The organism is Blautia sp. HCP28S3_G10 (genome assembly GCF_052065235.1).
GTDB lineage: Bacteria > Bacillota > Clostridia > Lachnospirales > Lachnospiraceae > Blautia_A.
The window spans coordinates 1-23,522 of sequence record NZ_JBQHUL010000032.1; the positions used below are offsets into that span (position 1 = coordinate 1).

Consider the following 23,522-nt stretch of genomic DNA (forward strand, 5'->3'; position numbering starts at 1 on the left):
TGCATTTTTCGTCATCATAAAAAACACCGCCCTTCTGATATTTATTATATCAGAAAAGCGGTTCCAACAATAGCAAAACCCTGCAAAAGCAGGGCTTTGTCTACAGTCTGCGGGGACGTTGGATCAACGCCCCTTCTTTTGCTTGTCAGAAGATAATACAGACAGAATCCAGAAAAGGAGTAGATTTTATGAATCAGCAGGACGACAAAAAGCCGGAAAAAGGTCCGGTCAGACAGGTAAAAATCTCATAAAACTTCTTCCGGCAGCTGCTGTGATTGCAGCAGTGACTGTTTCAGGATTACAGCCGGAAGTCAGTGCAGAAGAGACAACCAAAACGGTCAGTGGGCCAAAATCAGATGTAATCAATGCAAAAGAGCTGGAAAGTCTCCTGACAACAGCGTATTCCTATGACTATGCAGAAGTGCAGGAGGATTTTTCCTCAGAAGAGTCTTCTGACAGGCAGAAAGAAAAAACTTCAGCAAAGAAAAAAGCGAAGACAGGCGGAATCAAAAAGGGCGGTGCAAAAGTCCTTCCTGTAAAATCTGCTGCAGCTTCCGGTCAGGGACAGGGAACGACAACTACACCGACCACCAGTGTACCGGAAGACGGTTACAAAGATGGTACTTATCAGGGAAGCGGAACAGGATTCGGAGGAACGATCACTGTTCAGGTTAAAGTTTCCGGAGGTAAAATTACAGCAATTAATGTACTCAGTGCGTCTGGTGAAACAGGATCATATTTTGCATCAGCAAAAGGAGTTATCAGCAAAATGATCTCTGCCCAGTCCCCAAATGTAGATGCTGTCAGTGGTGCCACATATTCATCAAACGGTATTATTCAGGCAGTCCAGAATGCTCTTTCCAAGGCTGGAAACGGAGGCAAAAAGACCACCACAAAGAAGAAAAAAAACAAGAAGAAAACAACAGCAGTGGCTGTTACACCAACACCGGCACCAGCATCAGCAGCAACACGTCCGGTTATTGCAAAACCGACTACGGCGCCGGGACAGGAAGAGGAAACTGTTTACTTTAAGGACGGAACTTACACTGCAAAAGCCAGAGGATTCCAGGGGTGGGTAACGATTACAGTTACGATTGAAAACGGAAAAATAACTACAATTAAGAATACAAATGATGATACACCTGCATATTTTAAAAAAGCATGGAAAGCGATTTACCCTGCAATTCTTGAAAACCAGACAACAGATGGAATTGATACAGTCACCGGCGCCACTTATTCCTCAAATGGTATTCTTAATGCGGCAGCTGAGGCCATTTATCAGTCACTGTCAGTAAAACCGACGGCTACTCCTACACCAACGCCGACAGCAACGCCAACGCCAGGGCCGACTCTGACAGTGACCCCAGAACCGACAGTGACCCCGGAACCGACAGTGACCCCGGAACCGACAGTGACTCCTGAACCGACAGCTACTCCTGTGCCGACAGCAGCTCCGGAACCGACAGTAACACCGGAGCCAACATCAACGGTAACACCAACCCCGGCTCCTGCGAAGTCAGAGGAACAGAAACCAACCCCGACTCAGGCAGCAGAAGCAGACGAAAAAGAGACGGAAAAAACGGATAAGGAAGGAAAGAATTAAATGAAATACCATAGTTTTTACATGAGACTTTTGTGTCTGATTCTGGTCATCGGAGCCTTCATGGGATATGATTTTGTCAACAAAAACAACTCACAGGTACAGAAAATTACAGAGCTTCAGGACAGAGTTACAGCTCTCGAAAAACAGCAGACAGAAATGCTGACAGCAATTGATGAAGCGGCAAAAGCAAGAGAGGAAGCGGAAGCTGCAGCAGAGGAAGCGAAGGCTCAGGCAGCAGCTGCAAAGACAAAAGATAATTCATCAAAAGATACAGCAGAGAACACAGATGATGCAGAAAATATATACAAAGATGGTACTTATACAGGTTCCGGACAGGGATTTGGCGGAGCTGTTGAAGTACAGGTAACACTTGCAAATGACTCTATTACAGATATTCAGGTGACATCAGCTTCCGGTGAAGATTCAGCATATCTTTCCCAGGCGGAAGGTGTTATAAGCACGATAATTTCTGCCCAGAGTACAGATGTGGATACTGTTTCCGGTGCAACTTTCAGCTCTACAGGAATAATAAATGCAGTTAATGATGCTCTTGGAAAGGCAGAAAATCAATGAAAAAAAAGCAGAGAAAAGTCCGGCTGATAAGAGCTGCAGTCCAGCTTGTATTTTTCATTGCAGCACCTGCGCTGTTTTCCACTGCATTTGCAGGAATTAAGTCAATTTTTCAGGCAATAGCATCGCATCAGCCGATTACCTGGAATTCCTTCCTTGATGTTACAGGTGTACTTCTTCTGATAACAGTCTTTTTCGGACGTCATTTCTGTGGTTATGCATGCGCTTTCGGATCACTGGGAGATGCTTTGTATGAGGCAACTGTGTTTATCAGAAGCAAGATTTTTCATAAGAAAAAACGCCATGGTTATCCGGAAAAAGTGGTCAGGATACTGCAGAAAGTGAAATATATTCTGCTTGCTTTTATCCTGCTTTCTATCCTCGCAGGCTGGTATCCGAAGCTGCAGGGAATGAGTCCGTGGGATGTTTTTTCGATGCTGACAGCCAGAAGGCTTCCGAATGCCTCCTATAAAATTGGAATTATTCTTCTGATTCTGATCATGGTGGGAATGTGTACACAGGAGCGCTTTTTCTGTCAGTTTCTGTGTCCGATGGGAGCAGTATTTGCAATGATGCCGATTTTCCCGTCTGCATTGTTTCACAGAGACCGCTCAAAATGCCCTTCCAAATGCGGCGCCTGCAAGAAACGCTGCCCCGCACATCTGGATATCGACGGGGATACACCACTTTCAGGAGAGTGTATCTGCTGTCATGCCTGCCAGGCAGCCTGCCCGAGGCAAAACATACAGATCGGAGAAGGGGAAGAAACGAAAGAAGTACAATAACAAGTATTCAGGGAAAAGTTAACACAATACAACTTGAAGACGATTTCATTCTATGGTAAAATACCATCGTATCAAGCTGGAAATAAAAACGCATTCACTGAGAAATATGGTGGATGCGTATTTCTGTTATGAGGAGTCAGGAAACAGATGATAAAACGAAACATATACAAATCTGTATTGGGAGCGATAGTTGCCAGCAGCATGATTTTGGCATCAGTGCCGGTAATGGCAGATACAGAAGTGCAGAAATATACAAACACAGATTTTGCTATGGATACAGTAGTATCAGAGACACTTTATACAACCGGTGATGATCTTAACGCCTCTATCGGAGAGAAACTCCGGGAAGTTGAGACAGGACTTCTGTCATGGACAGAGAGCGATTCTCAGATTGCCAAAATCAATTCCGCAGATGGGAAAACAGTCGAAGTATCTGATGAACTGGCAGGATATTTAAGGCAGATATGTCAGCTTGCTGAGGATTCAGATGGTGCATTTGATCCGACACTTGGGCAGGTGATCCGTCTCTGGGATATAGAAGGAGAAAATCCTCATGTACCGGATCAGAAAGAACTGGATGCCCTTATTGAAAATGTAAATTACAAAAATATTGTGCTGGACGGAAACAAAGTAACTCTGAAAGACGGAGCAACACTTGATCTGGGAGCGGCAGGAAAAGGTATCGGATGTGATGTTACAGCTTCTTATCTGAAAGAACAGAAAGATGTAACAGGTATGATCCTGAATCTTGGCGGCAGCAGCGTGATGGCCTATGGGGAGAAGCCGGATCAGTCTCCGTGGAAGGTGGCAGTTACAGATCCTCGAGATACAGAAGGGGATTACCTTGGAGCAATTACAATAAAGGGCGGTGAGTTCCTTTCTACGTCAGGAGATTATGAGAAATTTTTCATGGAAGATGGCAAACGTTATCACCATATACTGGATCCGAAGACGGGATATCCGGTGTGGAACGGACTGACTTCTGTGACAGTAGTCTGCGATAACGGACTGCTTGCAGATGGACTGTCAACAGCATGTTTTGTGCTTGGACTTGAAAATGCTCAGGCATTACTTGAGAAGTATGATGCGGATGCGGCTTTCGTAGATGAAGATAAAAATGTTTATCTTACGTCAGGCATGAAAGAAAGATTTGAACTGATGAAAAACACATATACAATAAAGAAGATTAAATAACAAAAAGCGGATTCATGTCAGAAATGAATCCGCTTTGTTACTTCGCCTGTAAGAATACCGATAAGTACACCGGTAATAACACCTGAAATGATAAGAACCGGTGCATAATAAAGAAGGCTTTTGTTTTCTACGATCAGGGCAGCTACGATCAGCTGTCCGATATTATGGGACACACCACCGGCAACGCTGATGCCCAGAAGACTGAAGCCGGACTTTTTTTCCATAAAGGTCATTACAGTAAGACTTAAAGCTGCGCCGGCCATACTGTAAAGAATACTGAACATATTTCCGAACATGAATCCGATCACAAGGATTCTTACCATGGAAACCAGAACTGCCTCTTTCCAGGTATATTTTTCAAGGATAAAGAGGACCGCGAGGTTGGCAAGACCAAGTTTGATTCCCGGAATTCCGGCAAAAAAAGGAATCAGGGATTCGACATATCCGAAGATGATTGCTATGGCGGCAAAAAGCCCCATGTAGGCGATTTTTTTCTGATTCATAATTTATACAGCCGTATCGAAATCCGAAGAATTGTCTTCAGCGTTATCGGCTTTTTCTCCTTCTATTACTACTTTGTTTGGAAGACAGACAATGGTTCCACCCGCACTTCCGACCGCTTTCTGTTTCATGCACAGATGATCCGGACAGTCTGCCTCGATCATTTTCACCTGTCCGTCTCTGATCTCGCAGACATTTGTGTCTCCAATAGAAATGATCTGATCTTTTGAAAGAGAATAAGTACCGTATTCTTCTCCGTTTATAGTGATGCGGACAGTTCCATAATTTCCTCTGCGTAATAAATACATACCGGCCCAGAGCACCAGGGCAAATATCAGAATTCCTGCAATAAAAGCAATTTCTTTTTTCTTCATAAATCCCTCTGTTTGAAGATTGATAACGTGAAACAGCAACACAATTTATCATAGCATATCGAAGTCGTTATGACAAGAAGCAGTTAGAAGCAACAAACATAAACCAAGGTAACTGTTCACTTGTAATATTCCGTGACTTGTTTACAGAGAATATGCATGATACAATAAAAACACTACTGCTCTGCTAAAATACAGACAGTAATATATGAAATTATAATGCATCATCAGAAAAAGGAGAACATCTATGACATCTTCATATTTTTATACGGGCATTATATGTGCAGTATTCTGGGGAATTTATTTTCTTCGGAAAAAAGATACGGTGTTGTCGTTTTCAAAATCAACACTGATTATTTTCTATATACTGACAAGATTTGTGCCAGTGGCAATGACGCAGGATATACCTGCAGGCACATGGAGAAATTTTGCGTTGGAATGGATTATTATTCTGGCAGGCATTTATTATATACGAAAGAAAAAATCTTCTGCGCTTACCAGCTGCATATGCAGTTTCTATCTGTTCCAGCCAGGGATTATTCTTGGAATTCTGACAGGAAACCAGCTGTTTTTACCTGCAATGTTTGTTACACTGGCAGTCTTATGTATCCTTGATACTGTTATAAAGAAACAGGGAGGAAGTCTGCTGGCATTCAGCGATGAATATTTGCTGGTCACTATCGGAAGCCTGGGACTTTTTGCAGCAGTTCAGATTTATGATCAGCACTGGAATAATATTTCAGACGCAGAAGAAATTCCGGTTTTATATATTGTATCAGTAACACTTCTGATTTTTGCGATTGTGAGATGTTCTTATCGGATTATCAGTAAAAAGACTTTTTCAGAGCATCTGAAACCTTATATAGTGGAAAAAACCTGTGACTGTGAAAAACGACCGGTACTTTCTACAAGAGACATGGTTATTATGATCTGTATTACACTGGCTTTTGCAGTAACGGCTTTTGTGAACCTCGGATCTGTCAGAACTCCGGAAACATATCGGACGCTGAATTATGATGTGGCTGGAAATAATGAGATTGTTCTCGGGTTTGATTCAGATGTTTATATATCAAAAATATACATTTATCTTGGATATACCGGAAAGACCGTGATGTCTTTTTCAAGTCTTGAAGAGGGAAGCAATGATTGGGAAGTCTTTGAGAGCAAGCATGAACTTTCAAGTGCTTTCTGCTGGAATGAAGTTCCGGTAAACCGTTCTCTGAACAGACTGGGAATGGTTATTACCGAAGACAAAGAAGCATCCATACATGAAATCGTGTGCCTGGATGCCAATGGAAATCGTATCCTTCCAACAAATGCATCATATTATAAAGAACTTTTTGACGAGCAGGGACTGTTTCCGGAAGAACTTCGTACAAGTTATGATCAGACCATGTTTGATGAGGTGTATCATGCCCGTACTGCGTATGAATTTATTCACGGACTGTCTATTTATGAAAATACGCATCCACCGCTTGGAAAAATTATCATTGGTCTGGGAATCCGGGCATTTGGTATGAATCCGTGGGGCTGGAGATTTATGTGTGTGATCATGGGAACGGCAATGATCCCTGTGATATACCTGCTGGCTTTTGCAATGTCTGCAAGCACTGGTACAGCATGTTTTACAACGGTTCTGCTTGCAACGGAGTTTATGCATTTTACATTGTCAAGAATTGCAACCATTGATATTATCGTTGCATGTTTTGTACTGTTGATGTTTTTCTTTATGTATTGTTTCAGCAGGTGCTGTGGCTCATTCAGGAATTTTAACAGGCAGGTACTGTTTCTGCTTTTGTGCGGAATTTCGACAGGACTGGCGGCAGCAACAAAATGGACCGGACTTTATGCTACTCTGGGGATTGCAGTGCTGTTTTTTGTGGGACTTTTTTCCAAAGTAAAAAATATCAGGCAGGAAAAGAAATATCTGTCTGTGTTGTTTGCATGCTGCCTTGCATGTTTTATTCTGATTCCAGGCTGCATTTATCTGTTGTCATACATACCGTTTACAAAAGTTTACACGGACAAAGGCCTGCTGGCATCGGCAGTTTCGAATGCTCAGCTTATGTTTACTTATCATTCAGATACAGTTTTTGAACATCCATATTCATCGGAATGGTATTCCTGGCTGGCTGATATCCGGCCTTTGATGGATTCATACACGACAGTTGATGCTGAACATCTACGTACAATTGTTACTTTTGGAAATCCTTTGATATGGTGGGGAGGACTAGTGGCACTGTTCCATCAGGTTTATCTCTGGTATTACAGAAAATGCAGAAACGCCCGATATCTGGTTATTGCATACTGTTCGGTGTTGTTTCCGTGGTTCTTTATTCACAGGACTGTGTTTATTTACCAGTATTTTCTCGCTTCCAATATTCTTGTTGTGATGATAGGCAACTCGCTGCATCATATAAAACGAAAAAAGATCGCAATGCTGCTGTTCGGAGGGATTTCTGTGGCACTGTTTATTATGTTTTATCCTGTGCTGGCTGGTGTTGCTGTCAGAACTGATTTTGTAAAAAGAATTCTGCAGTGGCTGCCGACATGGACGATGTCATTTTAGGCTGTTATGAAAAAGCAATCATTTTAGAGGACATACATATGAAAAAACAAAATACAATCTGCTGGAGGGCAGGGATTGATGTAACGCTTGCGGTATGCTTTATTTATATGGTCAGCCGGCTTACAGAGTTATATGAACATCCGATAATAATCCAGATTGCAATGGTGGCAGCACTGCTTGGGTGCTGCCTGTATATCTGGAGAAAAAAGCCCGATGAAAAGAAAATCTGCACGATTTTGATCATCATGGGAAGTGTCATGCGCATCGGATATATGTTGTATACAGGCTGTGAAGAGCGGCAGCATGATCTCTGGGACCTTGACAAAAGTGGTTATGGTCACGCAGCATATCTGCTGACTTTAATAGAAGACAGGCATCTTCCGGAAACCAATCAGGTTCAGATGTATCAACAGCCGATGTTTTATTTCCTGGGAGCTGGAATTTCTGGTTTTATAAACTGGATTCTGGGGTCAAAAGAGGCATATTTTCTGGTGGATGCTGCGAAAACAGTGTCCTGTGCAGCCTCGTGTATATGCCTTCTTCTATGCCGCAGGATTGGAATTCTTTGCGGTCTGAGAGAAAAAGAAATGAAATATGCCCTGATGCTTACTGCTTTTCTGCCGGCTTTTTATATTGCAGGAGGAACAATTTCACCAGACGCACTTGTGGCCATGTTTATGCTTCTGGCATTTGCACTTACTTTACAGTGGTTTAAAGATCCGGGCTGGTTAAATACAGTTCTTCTGGCAGTTGTATATGGACTTGGAGTTCTTACAAAGATTTCCTGTGGAGTTGTGGCACTTATGACAGCGATTCTTTTTGTCTGGAAATTTATTACTCAGATAAAAGCAGGGATAAAAACAGCCGGGATGCTTGTATGCAAATATGTGGTATTCGGGCTGATTGCGCTTCCTCTGGGATTGTGGTACAGCGTTCGCAATTATCTGCTTTTTGGACAGCCGCTGAATTATGTGCTGCCGATAAGTGAGGACTCCTGGCTGTACAGAGGAAACTGTTCTGTTGTGGAGAGATTGTTTCTTGTCCAGATATCAAATTTTTTCGGCACACCATATGTGGATTTGAATACAGATTATAATGCTCCCGCATATTATCTTAAATCCTCACTTTTTAATGAATTCAGATACAATGTACCAGGCTGGATACCAGTCGTACTGCTTATGTGTGCTGCAATATGTGCGGCAGCGTGTCTGGTGGCATTGATCTGGCAGATCATGCGTAACCGTAAAGATTTTTACTGCAGCATTGTGGCTGGTATGAGCGTGCTTTATTATGCAAGCATTTTGTTTTTTTATCTGCAGTATCCATTTGCCTGCAGTATGGACTTCAGATATATGCTGTTTCTTGTGATTCCACTTTCAATATTATTGGGAAAATATATACAATACCATGAAAAAACTGCAGCATGGATCAGAACAGGACTTTGGGGTCTGGCTGTCAGCTCGTGTGTAATGTATGTGCTGGCTGCTCACAGGTAATATCCCGAGACATACGGGTCAAAATCCCATCACCGAAGGTGATTTGGAATGGATTTAGACCAAGTTGCTGTGAACGGAGTGAACAGTAACGAGTAAAGCAGGTGGACACACTTTATTTAAGAAATATTCATTGTTTTCCACGTAGGAAAGTGGTAAAATAGTATGGATTTCTTAAATAGGTAAAATACGGATGATTTCGTATATAGAGTTATCAGAATAAAATAAATGGGAGTTTACTATGAACGTTTTTTCTAAAGTATTCGGAACACGTAGTCAGCGCGAAGTAAAGCGTATCATGCCTCTGGTAGAAAAGACAGAGTCTTATCGTCCGGAGATGCAGAAATTGAGCGATGAAGAGCTGAGAGAGAAGACAAGAGAGTTCAAGAAACGTCTGAGCGAAGGCGAGACATTGGATGATCTTCTTCCGGAAGCTTTTGCCACAGTACGTGAGGCAGCTAAACGTGTCCTCGGAATGGAACATTATCGTGTACAGATCATTGGTGGTATTATTCTTCATCAGGGTCGTATTGCAGAAATGAAGACAGGTGAAGGTAAGACATTGGTATCTACACTGCCTGCATATCTGAATGCACTGGAAGGTCGTGGAGTCCATATTGTAACAGTCAATGATTACCTGGCAAAACGAGATGCTGAGTGGATGGGTAAGGTTCATGAATTTCTTGGACTGACAGTTGGCGTGGTTCTTAATGATATGAAGCCAGAAGAGCGACGTGAAGCATATGGCTGCGATATCACATATGTAACCAATAACGAACTGGGATTTGATTACCTGCGTGATAATATGGTTATCTATAAAGAACAGCTGGTTCAGAGAGATCTTCATTACTGTATTATCGATGAGATCGACTCTGTACTTATTGATGAGGCACGTACACCTCTGATCATTTCAGGACAGAGTGGAAAATCTACCAAGCTTTATGAAGTCTGTGATATTCTGGCACAGCAGCTGGAACGTGGAGAAGCAAGCCATGAAATGACTAAGATGGCAGCTATCATGGGTGAGGAAGTTGTTGAGACAGGTGATTTTGTTGTCAACGAAAAGGATAAACTGGTCAACCTGACTGATCAGGGCGTAAAGAAAGTCGAAAAATTCTTTAATATCGATAACCTTGCTGATCCTGAAAACCTTGAGATCCAGCACAACATTATTCTTGCTCTTCGTGCACATAACCTTATGCACAAAGATCAGGACTATGTTGTAAAAGACGATGAAATTCTTATTGTAGATGAATTTACCGGACGTATTATGCCGGGACGTCGTTATTCTGACGGCCTTCATCAGGCAATTGAAGCGAAAGAACATGTTAAGGTTAAGAGAGAGAGCAAAACTCTTGCAACTATCACATTCCAGAACTTCTTTAATAAATATGACAAAAAAGGCGGTATGACAGGTACAGCTCTTACCGAAGAAAAAGAGTTCCGTGATATTTACGCAATGGACGTTGTAGAAATTCCTACCAACAGACCTGTACAGCGTAAAGACCTGGAAGATGCCGTTTACATGACAAAGAAAGAGAAATTCAATGCAGTTGTAGAAGCTGTCAAAGAAGCTCATGCTAAACAGCAGCCAGTACTGGTTGGTACCATTACGATTGAGACATCTGAACTTATCAGCAGAATGCTTCGCCGTGAAGGTATCCCGCACAATGTACTGAATGCGAAGTTCCATGAACTGGAAGCTGAGATCGTAGCTCAGGCAGGTCAGGCAGGAGCAGTTACAATTGCGACTAACATGGCTGGTCGTGGTACTGATATCAAGCTGGATGATGTGGCAAGAGAAGCCGGTGGTCTGAAAATCATTGGTACAGAGCGTCATGAATCCAGACGTATTGACAATCAGCTGCGTGGACGTTCCGGTCGTCAGGGAGATCCGGGTGAATCCCGTTTCTACATTTCTCTGGAAGATGATCTGATGCGTCTGTTCGGATCTGAGCGTCTGATGAAAGTATTTACATCTCTTGGTGTTGCTGAGAATGAACAGATCGAACATAAAATGCTTTCCAATGCAATCCAGAAAGCACAGGAAAAGATCGAGTTCAATAACTTTGGTATTCGTAAAAATCTTCTGGATTATGACCAGGTTAACAATGAACAGCGTGAGATTATCTACAAAGAACGTCGTCAGGTACTTGATGGTGAGAATATGCGTGATGCCATCTATAAGATGATCACAGATATAGTAGACAGCACAGTAGACATGTGCTTCTCTGATGATGTTGAATCTACAGAATGGGATCTGAATGAGTTTAATACTGCATTACTTCCAATCATTCCAATCGAACCGCTTACCGAAGAAAAGGTTAAGGGCAAGAAGAAAAACGAGATGAAACATTTCGTTAAAGAAGAAGCAGTAAAACTTTACGAAGCAAAAGAGGCTGAATTCCCGGAAGCAGAACAGCTTCGTGAACTGGAACGAGTTGTTCTCCTGAAGAGTATTGACAGTAAGTGGATGGATCACATTGATGATATGGAAATTCTTCGTCAGGGTATTGGTCTTGTAGGATATGGCCAGAGAGATCCGGTTGTTGAATATAAGATGAGTGCTTTTGAAATGTTCAACAGTATGATCACATCTATTCAGGAAGACACAGTACGTATGCTGTATCATGTACATGTAGAGCAGAAGGTTGAACGTGAACAGGTAGCAAAAGTTACAGGAACTAACAAAGATGACAGTTCTGTAAAGAAACCTGTTCAGAGAAAAGAAGATAAGATTTATCCAAATGATCCGTGTCCGTGCGGCAGTGGTAAGAAGTATAAACAGTGCTGCGGACGGAAATTAATGAAAGCATAAGATAAGGTGTGATATATTACGGAGCACCCTCTCATATATTGATTCACAGGTAACCGGATAACGGTCTGGCGAACTAACTGCCAATTATGACTAAACATTCTCTCAGGAGTGCCTTCGAGAATGAGTCATCGTAGGCAGTGGATTTTGCCAGTACCTAAAACCATCCGGAAATAACCTGTTCTTCAAATATATGAGAGGGTGCTCCTGTCTATATCATGGGCACGGGAGACCGCGCGACGCGCCAGATAAGGGAAGAAAATGTCACAAACACTGAAGAAACGACATTACCAACAAGGGAAAGCAAAACAAGTAAAATTTGATGTTTTACAGACCGATTCATTGATAATTCCATGAGGGAATTACAATTGATCGGTCGTGAACAGAAAGAAATCCCAGTATACCAGGGGAATTCCTGACATACTGGGATCTGTGTCTTATATATATTTAGAAGAATTTTGCAATTGTATCAAGTTCTCTTCTCTTCGGGCGGGCTGGTTCTTCAGCAGGAACACCTACTGCAATAACAGAAACAATTGTTTCTGTCTCTGGAATTTCGAGCAGTTCTCTGATTTTGTCAGCGTCACGGATACCCATGATCAGCGTACCAAGTCCCATCTCAGCAGCTTTCAGAACAAGATTTTCATTCTGGAGACCAAGGTCATAACAGCCCCAGCCGTTACCGAGTTCATTATCCGGCATACCGTCTGGCTGGAAACCAGCACGATTATGAACAAAAGCAGTAACAATAAGAGCAGCGTGTTTGGATTTTACTGCATTATTTGCACCAGGAAGACAGTTCTGACGGATTTTTTCAGTAAGATCATCTGACATAACGCAATAATAACGGCCGGTCTGAGAGTTTTTCCATGAAGGAGCTTCCTGAGCCGCATGAATCAGTTCCTCAATCTGTTCCTTAGTAACTTTGGAATCAGCACTATATTTACGAACAGTTCTTCTGCTTTCTATCAATTTCTGAAATTCCATAAACAAAAACCTCCTAAAAAAATATATTAAAAATAGCATACAGAATAGAAACTCTGTATGCCATAATTATGCCATTATCTGACAAAAAATGCAATTCTCATCTTATCTGATAAACAAATGGGCAGAGTAGGCGTTACTGTTCACAGGTAATATTCCGCGAGGTGTTTTGCCATGAATATGGCAAAATCCCGAGACATACTTATTTTCCGGCTTTACGTGACTCACGTTTGGCTTCCAGGTTGGAAACAACCATTGTACAGGCTGCATCACCTGTAATATTGACAGTAGTACGGCCCATATCAAAGATACGGTCAACACCTGCAACAAGTGCAATACCATCAACAGGAAGACCAACAGAGGTAAGTACCATGGCAAGCATGACCATGCCTGCGCCAGGAACACCTGCAGTTCCGATAGAAGCCAGTGTAGCAGTCAGAACGATAGTCAGCATCTGTGGAAGTGTCAGCTGGATACCATAGCAGGAAGCGATAAAGATCGCACACACCCCCTGATAAATAGCAGTACCGTCCATGTTGATCGTCGCTCCCAGCGGAAGAACGAAAGAGGCAACTTCACGTTTTGCACCAAGTTTTTCTGTACATTCCATATTGATCGGTAAAGTTCCGACAGAAGAAGCACTGGAGAATGCAAACATGATAGCAGGAAGCATGCCCCTGAAAAATTTCAGTGGGCTTAAGCCGCCCATAGTTTTGACAGTCAGGGAGTAAACGACCAGTGAATGAACAATATAACAGATGTAAGCTGCCAGAAGTACCATCGCAAGAGATCCGATAATGGCAGGACCATTAGAAGCGATAACCGGACACAGAAGACAGAATACACCGATTGGTGAAAGCTTCAGGATCATTTCCATGCATTTCATGAAAATTTCGTTAAGATCATTGAATGCGTTTACTACGCGTATATTTCTCTCACCTACAAGAATGATAGCAAATCCAAGAAGGATCGCCATAACGATGATCTGAAGCATGTTGGCTTCTACCATAGGAGATACGAAGTTGGATGGAAAGATATTGACCAGTGTATCCATGAAGGAAGTTGCCTCAGCTGCTTCATAAGTTAGATCTGTGGTAGCCACAACAGGAAAAAGTCCCTTAAAGAGATTACCTCCGACAAGACCGATAGTAACAGCGAAAGCAGTGGTGCACAGATAAAATACAACAGTTTTCAGTCCGATAGCACCGACCTTTTTGATGTCACTCATGGAAATGATACCGCACATAATAGAGAACAGTACAATCGGAACGACAATAAATTTGACAAGGTTCAGGAAGATAGTACCGAATGGCTTGATATAGGATTCGGCAAAGGCAGCATGGTTCTGCATAAGCAGACCTGCGATGATGGCCAGTATAAGTGCAATAAAAATCTGCATGGCCAGAGACATTTTTTTCTTTTCTTTCATTTGAATTTCCCCTCTCCAAAAATATTTTGAAAAAAGGAGACAATGCACCTGCTACAATGTCTCCTTTGACAATTTATTTTAACATGACTCGACTGTAAAAACAATGAAAATATGATAGTTTATCGTTATTGTTACTGTTCACAGGCAATGTCCCGCGAGGTGTTTTGCCATGAATATGGCAAAATCCCGAGACATACGGGGCAAAATCCCATCACCGAAGGTGATTTGGAATGGATTTTGACCAAGTTACTGTTCACAGCAGCTGTAAGCGTGCCACAGATGAAGAAAAATAACCGTTATCACTGCAATCAGGATTCCGTCAAAACTCTTGGACAGATTTCGCACAGCCACAGATTTTTTGCCAAGTACGATGACAAAATAAACAGCACATCTGCTCATCTCCAGATATAAAAGGCAGAAAACAGACAACAGTAAATCTTTTGTGCTAAGGCCTTTTTCCAGGCAGAGATAAAGGAAAAAGGCTGCCACGTATACAAGGATCAGATAGTCGGTGCCGTTTTTGTACATCCAGAAAGTTGACGCTGCGCATGCCGGAACATAAAGTACCAGGGAATTTTCTGATGCATGACATTTCTTTCTCAGATAAAAATATCCGGCAGCAGTAAAAATAATTCCGACAATCATATTCAGAAGAAGAACCACAGTGGAATTTATTCCTGCAAGCTGAAGAAAACTGAACATACCAAGATACTGTTTCGCAGAAGCGGTTCCGCTGGATAAAGTTTCTTTCAGAAGAATCAGAGGGGAAGTGCCCGTGATCACAGCAGTAGTGATCCATCCGAGAATATCAATAGCTGCCGCAGTAAAAAGCGGTTTCCATTTGCGATTCAGAAGCCAGACCAGGCAGATGATCATGGAGATCTGTGGCTTCATCATTGCAAATCCCATACAGATACCGGCAATCCACGGATTGGAGTCAGTGAGACATATGGCAAGAATTCCAAGGCAGCAGATGATCGCACCTGCGTTTCCGTAGCGGAGGGAATACATGAAACTGAAGTGTCCTCCGATAAGCAAAATCAGCAGGAGTATAAATCTGCCGGAAAACTGTCGGCGGAATTTACGATAAATAACAGTGGCTGTAACTGCATAAATAACAAAATGAAGAACCCAAATATATATCTGGGCGATTTCAACAGGCAGAAATGCACCATAAAAAATGCTCCCAAAAACACAACACCATGGTACTGTCGAAAAACCTTTGGGAATTCTGCCCACGGATTTCAGTAAAGTGTGCTGTCCGATCAGTGGAAACGGATCATAGCCAAGCAGAGTATAGCGACTGATCCTCCAGTGTCCTTTCAGATCAAAACCTGTATATCCCAGATAAAAATATAGGATAATACACGAAGCGATACAAAGTACAAGAAGACCGGCGAGAAGCCGGAATCTTTTTTGCTGTATATTGGATTTCATATCAGATACTCCATTTCTTATATTGTCTGCGTCGGGCAGAAGGTGTGGATTTCAGAATCAGATAATCTGTTCCGGCATTGATCGCACATTGGCCATCTTTTTCCTGACGGTCGCCGATCATCAGGACATCTGAAGGATTCAGGCTGTTTTCCCGGAGAATCAGAGAAAGTCCTTCCGGATTTGGTTTCAAAAAAGAAAAACGTATATTATCAGGATAATAAAGCCCGTCGGCATTAAATCCCAGTATGCGACTTTTATCTTCAAGAGGATAGTCGGAATAAAAGTAGACCTTGTGTCCTTTTTTCTGCTGTGCTTTCAGAAAAGCCAGAAGCCTCTTATCACGACTTTTGTATACGGCAGAAAGAGGACGTTTATACATCCATTCCTCAATAATGTGGTCTACTTTTGCCGGGGTAAAATGATGTTTTTCTGAAAGAAGGAAGCGGATCCTGCTTTCACAGTCTGCTTCCTTCAGTAATTCATCAGATTCTCTTAAGTGTCGGTAGTCTTTCAGGAGAAAGGCTTCTTTCCAGTTAGTTATATGCGACAGATAATAACCTGCCATCTGAAATAACATGGAAAGCCGCATGGGATATTTGTAATATAAAGTCCCATCCATATCTACTACATAGGTCTGATAATCTTTGATTGATTTCATCTTTGTTTTGTTCATATCAGAGTTTGATAAGATCCTTTCCTACCATCCATTCCAGTCCGGGAATGTGAACCATCATAAGGATACAGGTGATCACGATAAAAGCCAGAAGATAAAGCATCAGGCCTTTTTCGTGGAAAAGTTTCTCCGGTTTCTGTGCACAGGAATCTTCTTTGTAGCTGATATTCAGATACAGGCTGAAAAGACCACACAGAATCGGAATATCAATGATCAGTTCAGATTTATACTTGATCATGAAGATACCGCAGAAAAATACAGACAGAAGTGCATAATAAAATGCAGATATCAACAGAGATTTTTCTGTATAATACTGGAAAGATTTGCGGTAATGCCCTGCAAGATCTTTGTTATCGATCATACGATATTCAGAGTAACGTTTTGTTGCCATCAGAAATGCACCGCCCATCCAGTATCCGAGTACGATGCTTATTGGTGGCAGATAAAAAGAAGAAATGGAAAACCAGCCGATAAGAAGACGGATTGCATTATTAACAGATTCTGACAGTACGTCTATATAAGGAATTTCTTTAGTACGAAAAGGTTTTACGTTATAAAGAATTCCCATGATAAAGAGCCACAGTTCCATAAGAAATACCGGCATGGAAACGAACCAGGAAATAATAAGTCCGAGAGCTCCCAGAACCAGGTATTCAGTCATGACCCAGTGAAATTTCAGACGGCCTGACACAACAGGACGGTTTTTCTTGGTTGGATGGTATTTGTCAAATTCAGCGTCCAGCCATTCATTGATAACGTAGTTGGCGGAGGCTACAAAACAGGTGGAAATAAATGCCAGGATGATATCTGGTATTATGGAAGCCAGATTTACATCTTTTACCAGAAAAATGGCAAAAATCATTCCCGGGACTATAAACAACTGTTTGATCCAGTGATCGACACGTGCAATTTTTATATAATCTTTCATAAATTTGTTCCTTTTACTTTTTTTCTTCGAAAAGTATAACATAGCCATTTCTAAAAGTCTAGGATTGAGAAGGTGTTGTACCGAATTGCTTTTTGTAGGCACGGATAAAAGTGGTGTAGTCACGAAAACCACTCTGTTGGGCTGCCTTCAGTACGGGAGTTTCCTGACTGATCAGTGAGCGTGCCAGAAGAAGCCGTTTACTGGAGATATAGTTGTGTATCGTATAGCCGGTTTCTTCACGGAATTTTCGCATCATATGATATTTGCTGAAGAAAAATTTTTCCGACAGTGTATCAATGGAAAGATCCTGACTCAGATTTTGATTGATGTATTTAAGCAGTTGTTCTACCTGCGAATCTGAGGAATAAGATTTCTGATCAGCAGTGTATGTTTCTTTCAGGAAGATTCGATTAATATAAACCATAAATTGCGTGAAAAGTGATTCACACAGCAGATCATCACCAAATTTTTTGCTTTTGGATGCCTGTTCCAGTTTTAGGAGAAGTTCCCGGAGCTGTTCCTGAAGATCAGAATCAAGACGGACCAGGTTGAAACTGCGGTCGTTTGCTTTCTGGAAGCAGCTGTTCAGCTGGCTTTTTGCGATATCTTTACGTATCCATATGATAAAACGTTCATAGGGAACGGAGAAATCAATTTCCGGTTTGTGGATATCGCCCTGACTGACCAGAAGAATATCACGTGGTTTTAGATGATAGGCTTTTCCCTCGATATGATAGGTAACTTTCCCGGAAAGAAAAACCACGATTTTGTGAAAATCGTGATAGTGCCATTCAAACTCTCTCTTTGTCTGATCTTTAATATGAAACAGTCGGAATTCTTCTTTTAGATAGCCGGTTTTCTGTGACGCATACTGCAGATAATCCATGAAATCCTCCCTCATGTGAGATGACTTTATTATATAAAAATAAGGCAGGAAATGCAATGATGGCAGTCGAATTATGCCAAACGTTTTTTCTTGCAAATGCAAATATAAGGTGGTACAATATGTTCATCTTATTTGAGCGTTTTCTATGATGTTTCTATCGGGAATTCCAGTAGTTTAAGTCTAAGTTAAGAGTTGGTACTTGAAAGTTCAAAAAAGCAGATGTACAATCTGGATAAAAGCATTTTGTTCTTGAAAATAGAGAGGTATATGGCAAAGAAAGATGTTCTTTCAAAATGACAGCAATAAAGAACTATTGGAAAAATACATAGAGAAACATAAAGAGAACATTTACAGACAGGTCATTTCGGGACAGACTTCTGGTGGAGTATGGCTGCAAATAAATCCACCTTGTAAATAAGAAACGAATATAGTAGTATAGTTACTGTTCGCAGATAATATTCCGCGAGGTGTTTTGCCATAAAGATGGCAAAATCCCGAGACATACGGGTCAAAATCCCATCACCGAAGGTGATTTGGAATGGATTTTGACCAGGTTGCTGTGAACGGAGAGAACAGTAACGTAGTATAGACGGTAGATTAAATACATTGAAAGGGAAGGCTTTCCAGATGGAGAAATCACAGAAGATAATGAAAAGATGCGCTGCTGTTGTAATGGCATTTATCCTGACAGTATCAGGAAACGGATTGATGGTAAATGCAGCTACAGCACAGACAGAAGTTACAGTTAATGCAGGAAAAGTATATCAGAACAACAGACCATATACCGGCTGGTACAGTACGAAGGGGCAAAAGTATTATTCGGTTAATGGAAAGCGTGCAAAAGGATGGCGCAAAATAGGTGGCAAATATTATTATTTTGCCGGAAATTACAGACTTGCAGTTAATAAGATCGTTGGGTCAAAATCCCGTGGATATTATTATGTTGACGAAAATGGAATGAGAGTTACTACAAAGGAGATCAGACAGGCTGTTTCTTTTGTTATGAAGTATTCAAGTCCTAAGCTCAGCAGGCAGAAACGTCTGAAAAAATGTTTCCAGGCTTTGCTTAAATATCCATATCATCGTATGACTGACGGTGAACCATCTGCACGCAAAATAGCTTCCTGTGCCAGGTATATGTTTTCAGCAAAAAGAGGAAATTGCTATCGTTATGCTTCTGCAATGGCCTATATAGGAAGAGTTCTGGGATATGATACAAGAGTTGCAGTGGGGGCAGTTACAGCAAGAGGTCCGAAAGCCCCGTTATCTCCACATGGCTGGTGTGAAGTAAAAATCGGAAATACATGGAAAATGATCGACTGCAGTATGCAGAGAGCCAACATGAAAAGGAGTCTTTATCTGGTAACCCGCAAAAAATATCCGTATCGTCTGAAATGTAATAAGGAATATACAATGTCAGTACAAAACGGAAAAGTCAAATGGTCATAAATAACATAGATCCTTCTGGTGCTGAACGCAACGGAAGGATTTTTTTAACAATACAAAACGCATCTTTTGCAATATAAAACGCATTTTATTCTATATACATTGTAAAAATATCAGATATAATATGAATAAGTGAGTGCCACAGGTAATAAAACCGGGCAAAATGCAGGAAAGGCGGGAGTGAATAATGGCAGACTGTATTACAATGATCAAATATCAGGGACTGGGAAATGATTATCTGGTTCTGGATCCAAATAAAAACCGTGTACAGCTTCAGGGAAAGAAGATTGCACTGATGTGTCAGAGAGGATTTGGACTCGGAGCAGACGGTGTCCTTTACGGACCGGTTCAGATCAATGGGAAAATGGGCGTTCATATTTATAATTCAGATGGAAGCGAAGCCGCGATCAGTGGAAATGGTGTGAGGATTTTTGCAAAATATCTCATGGATCATGAATATGTAAAAGAACAGAAATTTACTATAGAAACTCTGTCAGGTCCTATTGAAGTGGAATGCCTGAATAACCGTGCAACAGAATTCAGAGTAAATATGGGAAAAGCTTCCTTTATATCAAGAGAGATTCCTGTTACCGGAGAAGTTCGTGAAGTAATCAATGAAACTTTCACCTTTAATAAAAAAGAGTATAAGGCAACATGTCTTACAGTGGGAAATCCACACTGCATTATCTTTACAGATAAAGTAACGCCTGAAATGGCGAAAGAACTTGGCCCATATGTAGAAAATGCAGATGAATTTCCGGAGAGAATGAATCTTCAGATCTGCCATCAGATTGACAGCGGAAATTTGGATATTGAAATCTGGGAACGTGGCTCCGGGTATACAAAAGCCTCAGGAACAGGGAGCTGTGCGGCAGCAGTTGCAGCGTATCGCCTTGGTCTGACAGAAAGCAGAGTAAATGTAAACCAGCCAGGTGGAATGATCCAGATTGATATTAAAGAAGACGGAACTGTTTATATGACAGGAAGTGTCGGTTACATTGCTGATATGAGTATTGCGGAGAGCTTTTTCTCATGATAAAAGTTCATAAATAGACCAAGTTGCTGTGAACGGAGTGAACAGTAAATTTCCGGAATTTTAAGGGAACGGTTTTGGCTGTTCCCTTTCTTTTTATAATATGGTAAGATATAGCCGATATTATTGCAAATATACTGGGAGGAAAACCATGAAACTTACAATGCTTGGAACTGGAAATGCAATGGTAACAGAATGTTATAATACATGTTTTGTCATACAGGATGGAGAAAAACACCTCCTGGTAGATGGCGGTGGCGGGAACACTTTGCTCCGTCAGCTGAAGCAGGCAGGTTTTGACTGGAAAGATATGCGGGAAATATTTGTTACACATAAACATGTAGATCACCTGATGGGAATTATCTGGATGGTCCGAATGATCTGCCAGAATATGAAACAGGGGCAGTATGAAGGGGAAGCCTGGATCTATGGTCATGATGAAGTGATCAGTCTCCTGAAAGATATGGCAGAGAAGCTTTATCCTGCAAAACAGACGCAGTTTATCGGAAAACGTCTGCATCTGGTAGTTGTAAATGACGGAGAAGAAAGAAACCTGATAGGACATAAAGTAACTTTTTTTGATATTCAGTCAACAAAAGCAAAACAGTATGGATTCTGTATGGATATGGGTAACGGTGAGAAGCTTACCTGTTGTGGAGATGAACCATACAACGAATGTGAAAAGAAATACGCGGAAAACAGCAAATGGCTGCTTCATGAGGCTTTCTGTCTTTTTGACCAGGCTGATCAGTTTCATCCCTATGAAAAACATCATTCTACCGCAAAAGATGCAAGCGAACTGGCTGCGCAGCTGAATGTGAAGAATCTGATACTATATCATACAGAAGACAAAAATATTTTCCGCAGAAAAGAACTGTATACAGCAGAAGGAAAGAAATATTTCAGCGGAAATATATACGTACCTGAAGACCTGGAAACAATAGAATTGTAAGAGTTACTGTTCTTGCAGTTTTAGGGCGAATGTGATATGCTGTTAACACTGGTGTTTTCGGACATAAACAGTATCCAGAAATGCTATCTTATATTATAGAAAGAAGGTGAAGCTGTGGTTGAATTAGATCAGTTCAAGAGTATTCTTGCAAACTACACAGAACCATTAGTGGAAGTGAGGGATTCACTTTGACCTCGCTAATAAAGAGCAGAAGGTCGAAGAATTAGAGCGCGAGATGGAAGCGCCGGATTTCTGGGACGATGCAGAAGTTTCCCAGAATAAAATGAAAGAACTCAAAAGTATGAAAGATGACATGGAAACATATCATAACCTGGTAACACAGATGGAAGATATGGAAACCATGATCGAAATGGGTTACGAAGAAAATGATCCTGAGATTATTCCTGAAATTCAGGAGATGCTGGATCAGTTTATTCAGGATTTTGACAATATCAGGGTTAAGACATTGCTGTCAGGAGAATATGACAGTGAAAATGCGATTATCAAACTGAATGCGGGAGCAGGTGGCACAGAAGCCTGTGACTGGTGTGGAATGCTTTATCGTATGTACAGCCGCTGGGTTGACCGTAAAGGATTCTCAATGGAAGTTCTGGATTATCTGGATGGAGATGAGGCTGGTATTAAATCAGTTACATTCCAGGTAAACGGTGAAAACGCATACGGATATCTTAAATCTGAGAAAGGGGTTCATCGTCTTGTACGTATTTCTCCTTTCAATGCAGCAGGTAAACGGCAGACATCATTTGTATCCTGTGATGTTATGCCGGATATCAAGAAGGATCTTGATGTAGAGATCAATGACGATGATATCCGTATAGATACTTACCGAAGCAGTGGTGCAGGTGGACAGCATATCAATAAGACATCATCTGCCATCCGTATTACACATTTTCCGACAGGAATCGTTGTACAGTGTCAGAATGAACGTTCACAGCACATGAATAAGGACAAGGCAATGCAGATGCTGAAAGCAAAACTGTATTTACTGAAACAGCAGGAGGCAGAAGCAAAGCTTTCCGGTATTCGTGGAGAAGTGACAGATATTGGATGGGGAAATCAGATTCGTTCCTATGTTATGCAGCCATATACTATGGTGAAGGATCACAGAACAGGCGAAGAAACAGGTAATGTTGATGCAGTTCTGGATGGAGCAATCGATCCGTTTATAAATGCATATCTGAAGTGGATTGCATTATCCCGTAAACCAGAATAGGTATCTGTAAAAATACTTGCAGTTCAGAGTCAGGTGTGATAACATATCCCTCGTAGGAACACAGGTGTCTTTTTTATACGGACACCCCCTGCGGGGGAAATCCATTATAAAGAACCTGTAATTAATATAGAATATGGTTTAAAATAGGATGGATCAGATGGAAAAATTGCAGGACAAAAATAAGTATTTTGTAGTAAGAGAGCGGGCTGTGCCGGAGGTATTACTTAAAGTAGTACAGGCAAAACGGCTGTTAGATTCCGGAAAGGTACAGACTGTACAGGAAGCGGCAGACAGGACGGGCATCAGTCGAAGCTCTTTTTATAAATATAAGGATGATATTTTCCCTTTTCATGAGCAGGCCAGAGGAAAAACAATTACTTTCATTATTCAGATGGATGATGAACCGGGGTTGTTATCTATGGTGCTTCAGACAATTGCTCGTTTCCATGGAAATATCCTGACAATTCATCAGAGTATTCCCATTAATGGTGTGGCAACGCTGACACTTAGTGTTGACATTTTGCCAGGGGAAGGCGATGCAGAATCGATTATTGAAGAAATTGAGCGTCGGGACGGAGTCCATTATCTGAAGATCCTTGGAAGAGAATAAGTAGCCGGA

The 23,522-nt window shown here is 41.4% G+C and carries 20 protein-coding genes; 12 read left to right on the forward strand and 8 right to left on the reverse strand.

Annotated features, from left to right (window positions below; genetic code table 11):
- The first annotated feature begins 118 nt into the window (after nt 1-118).
- The 4 genes from ACTNB8_RS12385 to ACTNB8_RS12400 all read left to right on the forward strand — a co-directional run bounded on the left by ACTNB8_RS12385 (nt 119) and on the right by ACTNB8_RS12400 (nt 4,152).
- Nucleotides 119-1,603 carry an FMN-binding protein gene (locus ACTNB8_RS12385; protein WP_441055129.1) on the forward strand — a complete coding sequence of 495 codons (1,485 nt, stop codon included), beginning with the start codon at nt 119-121 and terminating at the stop codon, nt 1,601-1,603.
- On the forward strand, nt 1,604-2,176 hold the full coding sequence (locus tag ACTNB8_RS12390) for an FMN-binding protein (RefSeq protein WP_441055131.1): 573 nt from the start codon (nt 1,604-1,606) through the stop codon (nt 2,174-2,176).
- On the forward strand, nt 2,173-2,958 hold the full coding sequence (locus ACTNB8_RS12395; RefSeq protein WP_441055133.1) for a 4Fe-4S binding protein: 786 nt from the start codon (nt 2,173-2,175) through the stop codon (nt 2,956-2,958). The genes ACTNB8_RS12390 and ACTNB8_RS12395 overlap by 4 nt, the downstream gene beginning before the upstream one ends.
- Before the next feature lie 147 nt (nt 2,959-3,105).
- Entirely contained in the window at nt 3,106-4,152 is a 1,047-nt protein-coding gene (locus ACTNB8_RS12400; RefSeq protein ID WP_441055135.1) for an FAD:protein FMN transferase, read from the forward strand.
- A gap of 17 nt (nt 4,153-4,169) precedes the next feature.
- Here the strand turns inward: ACTNB8_RS12400 and ACTNB8_RS12405 are convergent, their stop codons facing one another.
- Together ACTNB8_RS12405 and ACTNB8_RS12410 are read right to left on the reverse strand one after the other, a co-directional pair.
- Entirely contained in the window at nt 4,170-4,655 is a 486-nt protein-coding gene (locus ACTNB8_RS12405) for a Gx transporter family protein (protein ID WP_441055137.1), read from the reverse strand.
- Nucleotides 4,656-4,658: 3 nt separating this feature from the next.
- Nucleotides 4,659-5,027, reverse strand: a complete 369-nt coding sequence (locus ACTNB8_RS12410; RefSeq protein ID WP_441055139.1) for a NusG domain II-containing protein — start codon at nt 5,025-5,027, stop codon at nt 4,659-4,661.
- A gap of 244 nt (nt 5,028-5,271) precedes the next feature.
- Here ACTNB8_RS12410 and ACTNB8_RS12415 point away from each other — a divergent pair, with 244 nt between their 5' ends.
- The 3 genes from ACTNB8_RS12415 (at nt 5,272) to secA (ending at nt 11,904) form a co-directional block, all read left to right on the forward strand.
- On the forward strand, nt 5,272-7,593 hold the full coding sequence (locus ACTNB8_RS12415; protein WP_441055141.1) for a phospholipid carrier-dependent glycosyltransferase: 2,322 nt from the start codon (nt 5,272-5,274) through the stop codon (nt 7,591-7,593).
- 38 nt (nt 7,594-7,631) lie between these two features.
- A complete protein-coding gene (locus ACTNB8_RS12420; protein WP_441055143.1) occupies nt 7,632-9,089 on the forward strand; it encodes an ArnT family glycosyltransferase in 1,458 nt (485 codons plus the stop codon).
- Between the two features lie 238 nt (nt 9,090-9,327).
- Nucleotides 9,328-11,904 (forward strand): preprotein translocase subunit SecA, encoded by a 2,577-nt coding sequence (secA, locus tag ACTNB8_RS12425; protein WP_441055145.1) that lies wholly within the window; start codon nt 9,328-9,330, stop codon nt 11,902-11,904.
- Between the two features lie 444 nt (nt 11,905-12,348).
- On the opposite strand, the gene ACTNB8_RS12430 is transcribed toward secA, so the two are convergent.
- The 6 genes from ACTNB8_RS12430 to ACTNB8_RS12455 all read right to left on the reverse strand — a co-directional run bounded on the left by ACTNB8_RS12430 (nt 12,349) and on the right by ACTNB8_RS12455 (nt 18,238).
- Nucleotides 12,349-12,888, reverse strand: a complete 540-nt coding sequence (locus ACTNB8_RS12430) for a nitroreductase family protein (RefSeq protein ID WP_441055147.1) — start codon at nt 12,886-12,888, stop codon at nt 12,349-12,351.
- A 199-nt stretch (nt 12,889-13,087) separates the two neighbouring features.
- On the reverse strand, nt 13,088-14,314 hold the full coding sequence (locus ACTNB8_RS12435) for a dicarboxylate/amino acid:cation symporter (protein ID WP_441055149.1): 1,227 nt from the start codon (nt 14,312-14,314) through the stop codon (nt 13,088-13,090).
- Between the two features lie 246 nt (nt 14,315-14,560).
- On the reverse strand, nt 14,561-15,751 hold the full coding sequence (locus tag ACTNB8_RS12440; RefSeq protein ID WP_441055151.1) for a glycosyltransferase 87 family protein: 1,191 nt from the start codon (nt 15,749-15,751) through the stop codon (nt 14,561-14,563).
- Nucleotide 15,752: 1 nt separating this feature from the next.
- On the reverse strand, nt 15,753-16,409 hold the full coding sequence (locus tag ACTNB8_RS12445; protein WP_441055153.1) for an HAD family hydrolase: 657 nt from the start codon (nt 16,407-16,409) through the stop codon (nt 15,753-15,755).
- Nucleotides 16,410-16,425: 16 nt separating this feature from the next.
- Nucleotides 16,426-17,352, reverse strand: a complete 927-nt coding sequence (locus tag ACTNB8_RS12450; RefSeq protein ID WP_441055155.1) for a UbiA prenyltransferase family protein — start codon at nt 17,350-17,352, stop codon at nt 16,426-16,428.
- A 58-nt stretch (nt 17,353-17,410) separates the two neighbouring features.
- Nucleotides 17,411-18,238 carry an AraC family ligand binding domain-containing protein gene (locus tag ACTNB8_RS12455; RefSeq protein WP_441055157.1) on the reverse strand — a complete coding sequence of 276 codons (828 nt, stop codon included), beginning with the start codon at nt 18,236-18,238 and terminating at the stop codon, nt 17,411-17,413.
- A gap of 627 nt (nt 18,239-18,865) precedes the next feature.
- On the opposite strand from ACTNB8_RS12455, the gene ACTNB8_RS12460 reads away from it, so the two are divergent.
- The 5 genes from ACTNB8_RS12460 (at nt 18,866) to ACTNB8_RS12480 (ending at nt 23,513) form a co-directional block, all read left to right on the forward strand.
- Nucleotides 18,866-19,687 (forward strand): transglutaminase domain-containing protein, encoded by an 822-nt coding sequence (locus tag ACTNB8_RS12460; protein WP_441055159.1) that lies wholly within the window; start codon nt 18,866-18,868, stop codon nt 19,685-19,687.
- A gap of 184 nt (nt 19,688-19,871) precedes the next feature.
- Nucleotides 19,872-20,720 (forward strand): diaminopimelate epimerase, encoded by an 849-nt coding sequence (gene dapF, locus ACTNB8_RS12465; RefSeq protein ID WP_441055161.1) that lies wholly within the window; start codon nt 19,872-19,874, stop codon nt 20,718-20,720.
- 148 nt (nt 20,721-20,868) lie between these two features.
- Nucleotides 20,869-21,669 (forward strand): MBL fold metallo-hydrolase, encoded by an 801-nt coding sequence (locus ACTNB8_RS12470; protein ID WP_441055163.1) that lies wholly within the window; start codon nt 20,869-20,871, stop codon nt 21,667-21,669.
- A gap of 114 nt (nt 21,670-21,783) precedes the next feature.
- Nucleotides 21,784-22,903, forward strand: a protein-coding gene (gene prfB, locus ACTNB8_RS12475; protein WP_441055165.1) for a peptide chain release factor 2 whose coding sequence is annotated in 2 segments (ribosomal slippage) — nt 21,784-21,858 and nt 21,860-22,903 — 1,119 coding nt in all. Because the reading frame shifts where the segments join, the coding sequence is not laid out codon by codon here.
- Between the two features lie 157 nt (nt 22,904-23,060).
- Entirely contained in the window at nt 23,061-23,513 is a 453-nt protein-coding gene (locus ACTNB8_RS12480) for an ACT domain-containing protein (protein ID WP_441055167.1), read from the forward strand.
- Nucleotides 23,514-23,522: the final 9 nt, after the last annotated feature.

Coding starts and splice junctions, on each gene's coding strand:
- ACTNB8_RS12470 (WP_441055163.1), top strand. CDS start 20,869: ATGAAACTTACAATGCTTGGAACTGGAAATGCAATGGTAACAGAATGT.
- ACTNB8_RS12440 (WP_441055151.1), bottom strand. CDS start 15,751: ATGAAATCCAATATACAGCAAAAAAGATTCCGGCTTCTCGCCGGTCTT.
- ACTNB8_RS12405 (WP_441055137.1), bottom strand. CDS start 4,655: ATGAATCAGAAAAAAATCGCCTACATGGGGCTTTTTGCCGCCATAGCA.
- dapF (WP_441055161.1), top strand. CDS start 19,872: ATGGCAGACTGTATTACAATGATCAAATATCAGGGACTGGGAAATGAT.
- ACTNB8_RS12480 (WP_441055167.1), top strand. CDS start 23,061: ATGGAAAAATTGCAGGACAAAAATAAGTATTTTGTAGTAAGAGAGCGG.
- ACTNB8_RS12455 (WP_441055157.1), bottom strand. CDS start 18,238: ATGGATTATCTGCAGTATGCGTCACAGAAAACCGGCTATCTAAAAGAA.
- ACTNB8_RS12390 (WP_441055131.1), top strand. CDS start 1,604: ATGAAATACCATAGTTTTTACATGAGACTTTTGTGTCTGATTCTGGTC.
- ACTNB8_RS12460 (WP_441055159.1), top strand. CDS start 18,866: ATGGAGAAATCACAGAAGATAATGAAAAGATGCGCTGCTGTTGTAATG.
- ACTNB8_RS12420 (WP_441055143.1), top strand. CDS start 7,632: ATGAAAAAACAAAATACAATCTGCTGGAGGGCAGGGATTGATGTAACG.
- secA (WP_441055145.1), top strand. CDS start 9,328: ATGAACGTTTTTTCTAAAGTATTCGGAACACGTAGTCAGCGCGAAGTA.
- ACTNB8_RS12410 (WP_441055139.1), bottom strand. CDS start 5,027: ATGAAGAAAAAAGAAATTGCTTTTATTGCAGGAATTCTGATATTTGCC.
- ACTNB8_RS12445 (WP_441055153.1), bottom strand. CDS start 16,409: ATGAAATCAATCAAAGATTATCAGACCTATGTAGTAGATATGGATGGG.
- ACTNB8_RS12415 (WP_441055141.1), top strand. CDS start 5,272: ATGACATCTTCATATTTTTATACGGGCATTATATGTGCAGTATTCTGG.
- ACTNB8_RS12400 (WP_441055135.1), top strand. CDS start 3,106: ATGATAAAACGAAACATATACAAATCTGTATTGGGAGCGATAGTTGCC.
- ACTNB8_RS12435 (WP_441055149.1), bottom strand. CDS start 14,314: ATGAAAGAAAAGAAAAAAATGTCTCTGGCCATGCAGATTTTTATTGCA.
- ACTNB8_RS12395 (WP_441055133.1), top strand. CDS start 2,173: ATGAAAAAAAAGCAGAGAAAAGTCCGGCTGATAAGAGCTGCAGTCCAG.
- ACTNB8_RS12450 (WP_441055155.1), bottom strand. CDS start 17,352: ATGAAAGATTATATAAAAATTGCACGTGTCGATCACTGGATCAAACAG.
- ACTNB8_RS12430 (WP_441055147.1), bottom strand. CDS start 12,888: ATGGAATTTCAGAAATTGATAGAAAGCAGAAGAACTGTTCGTAAATAT.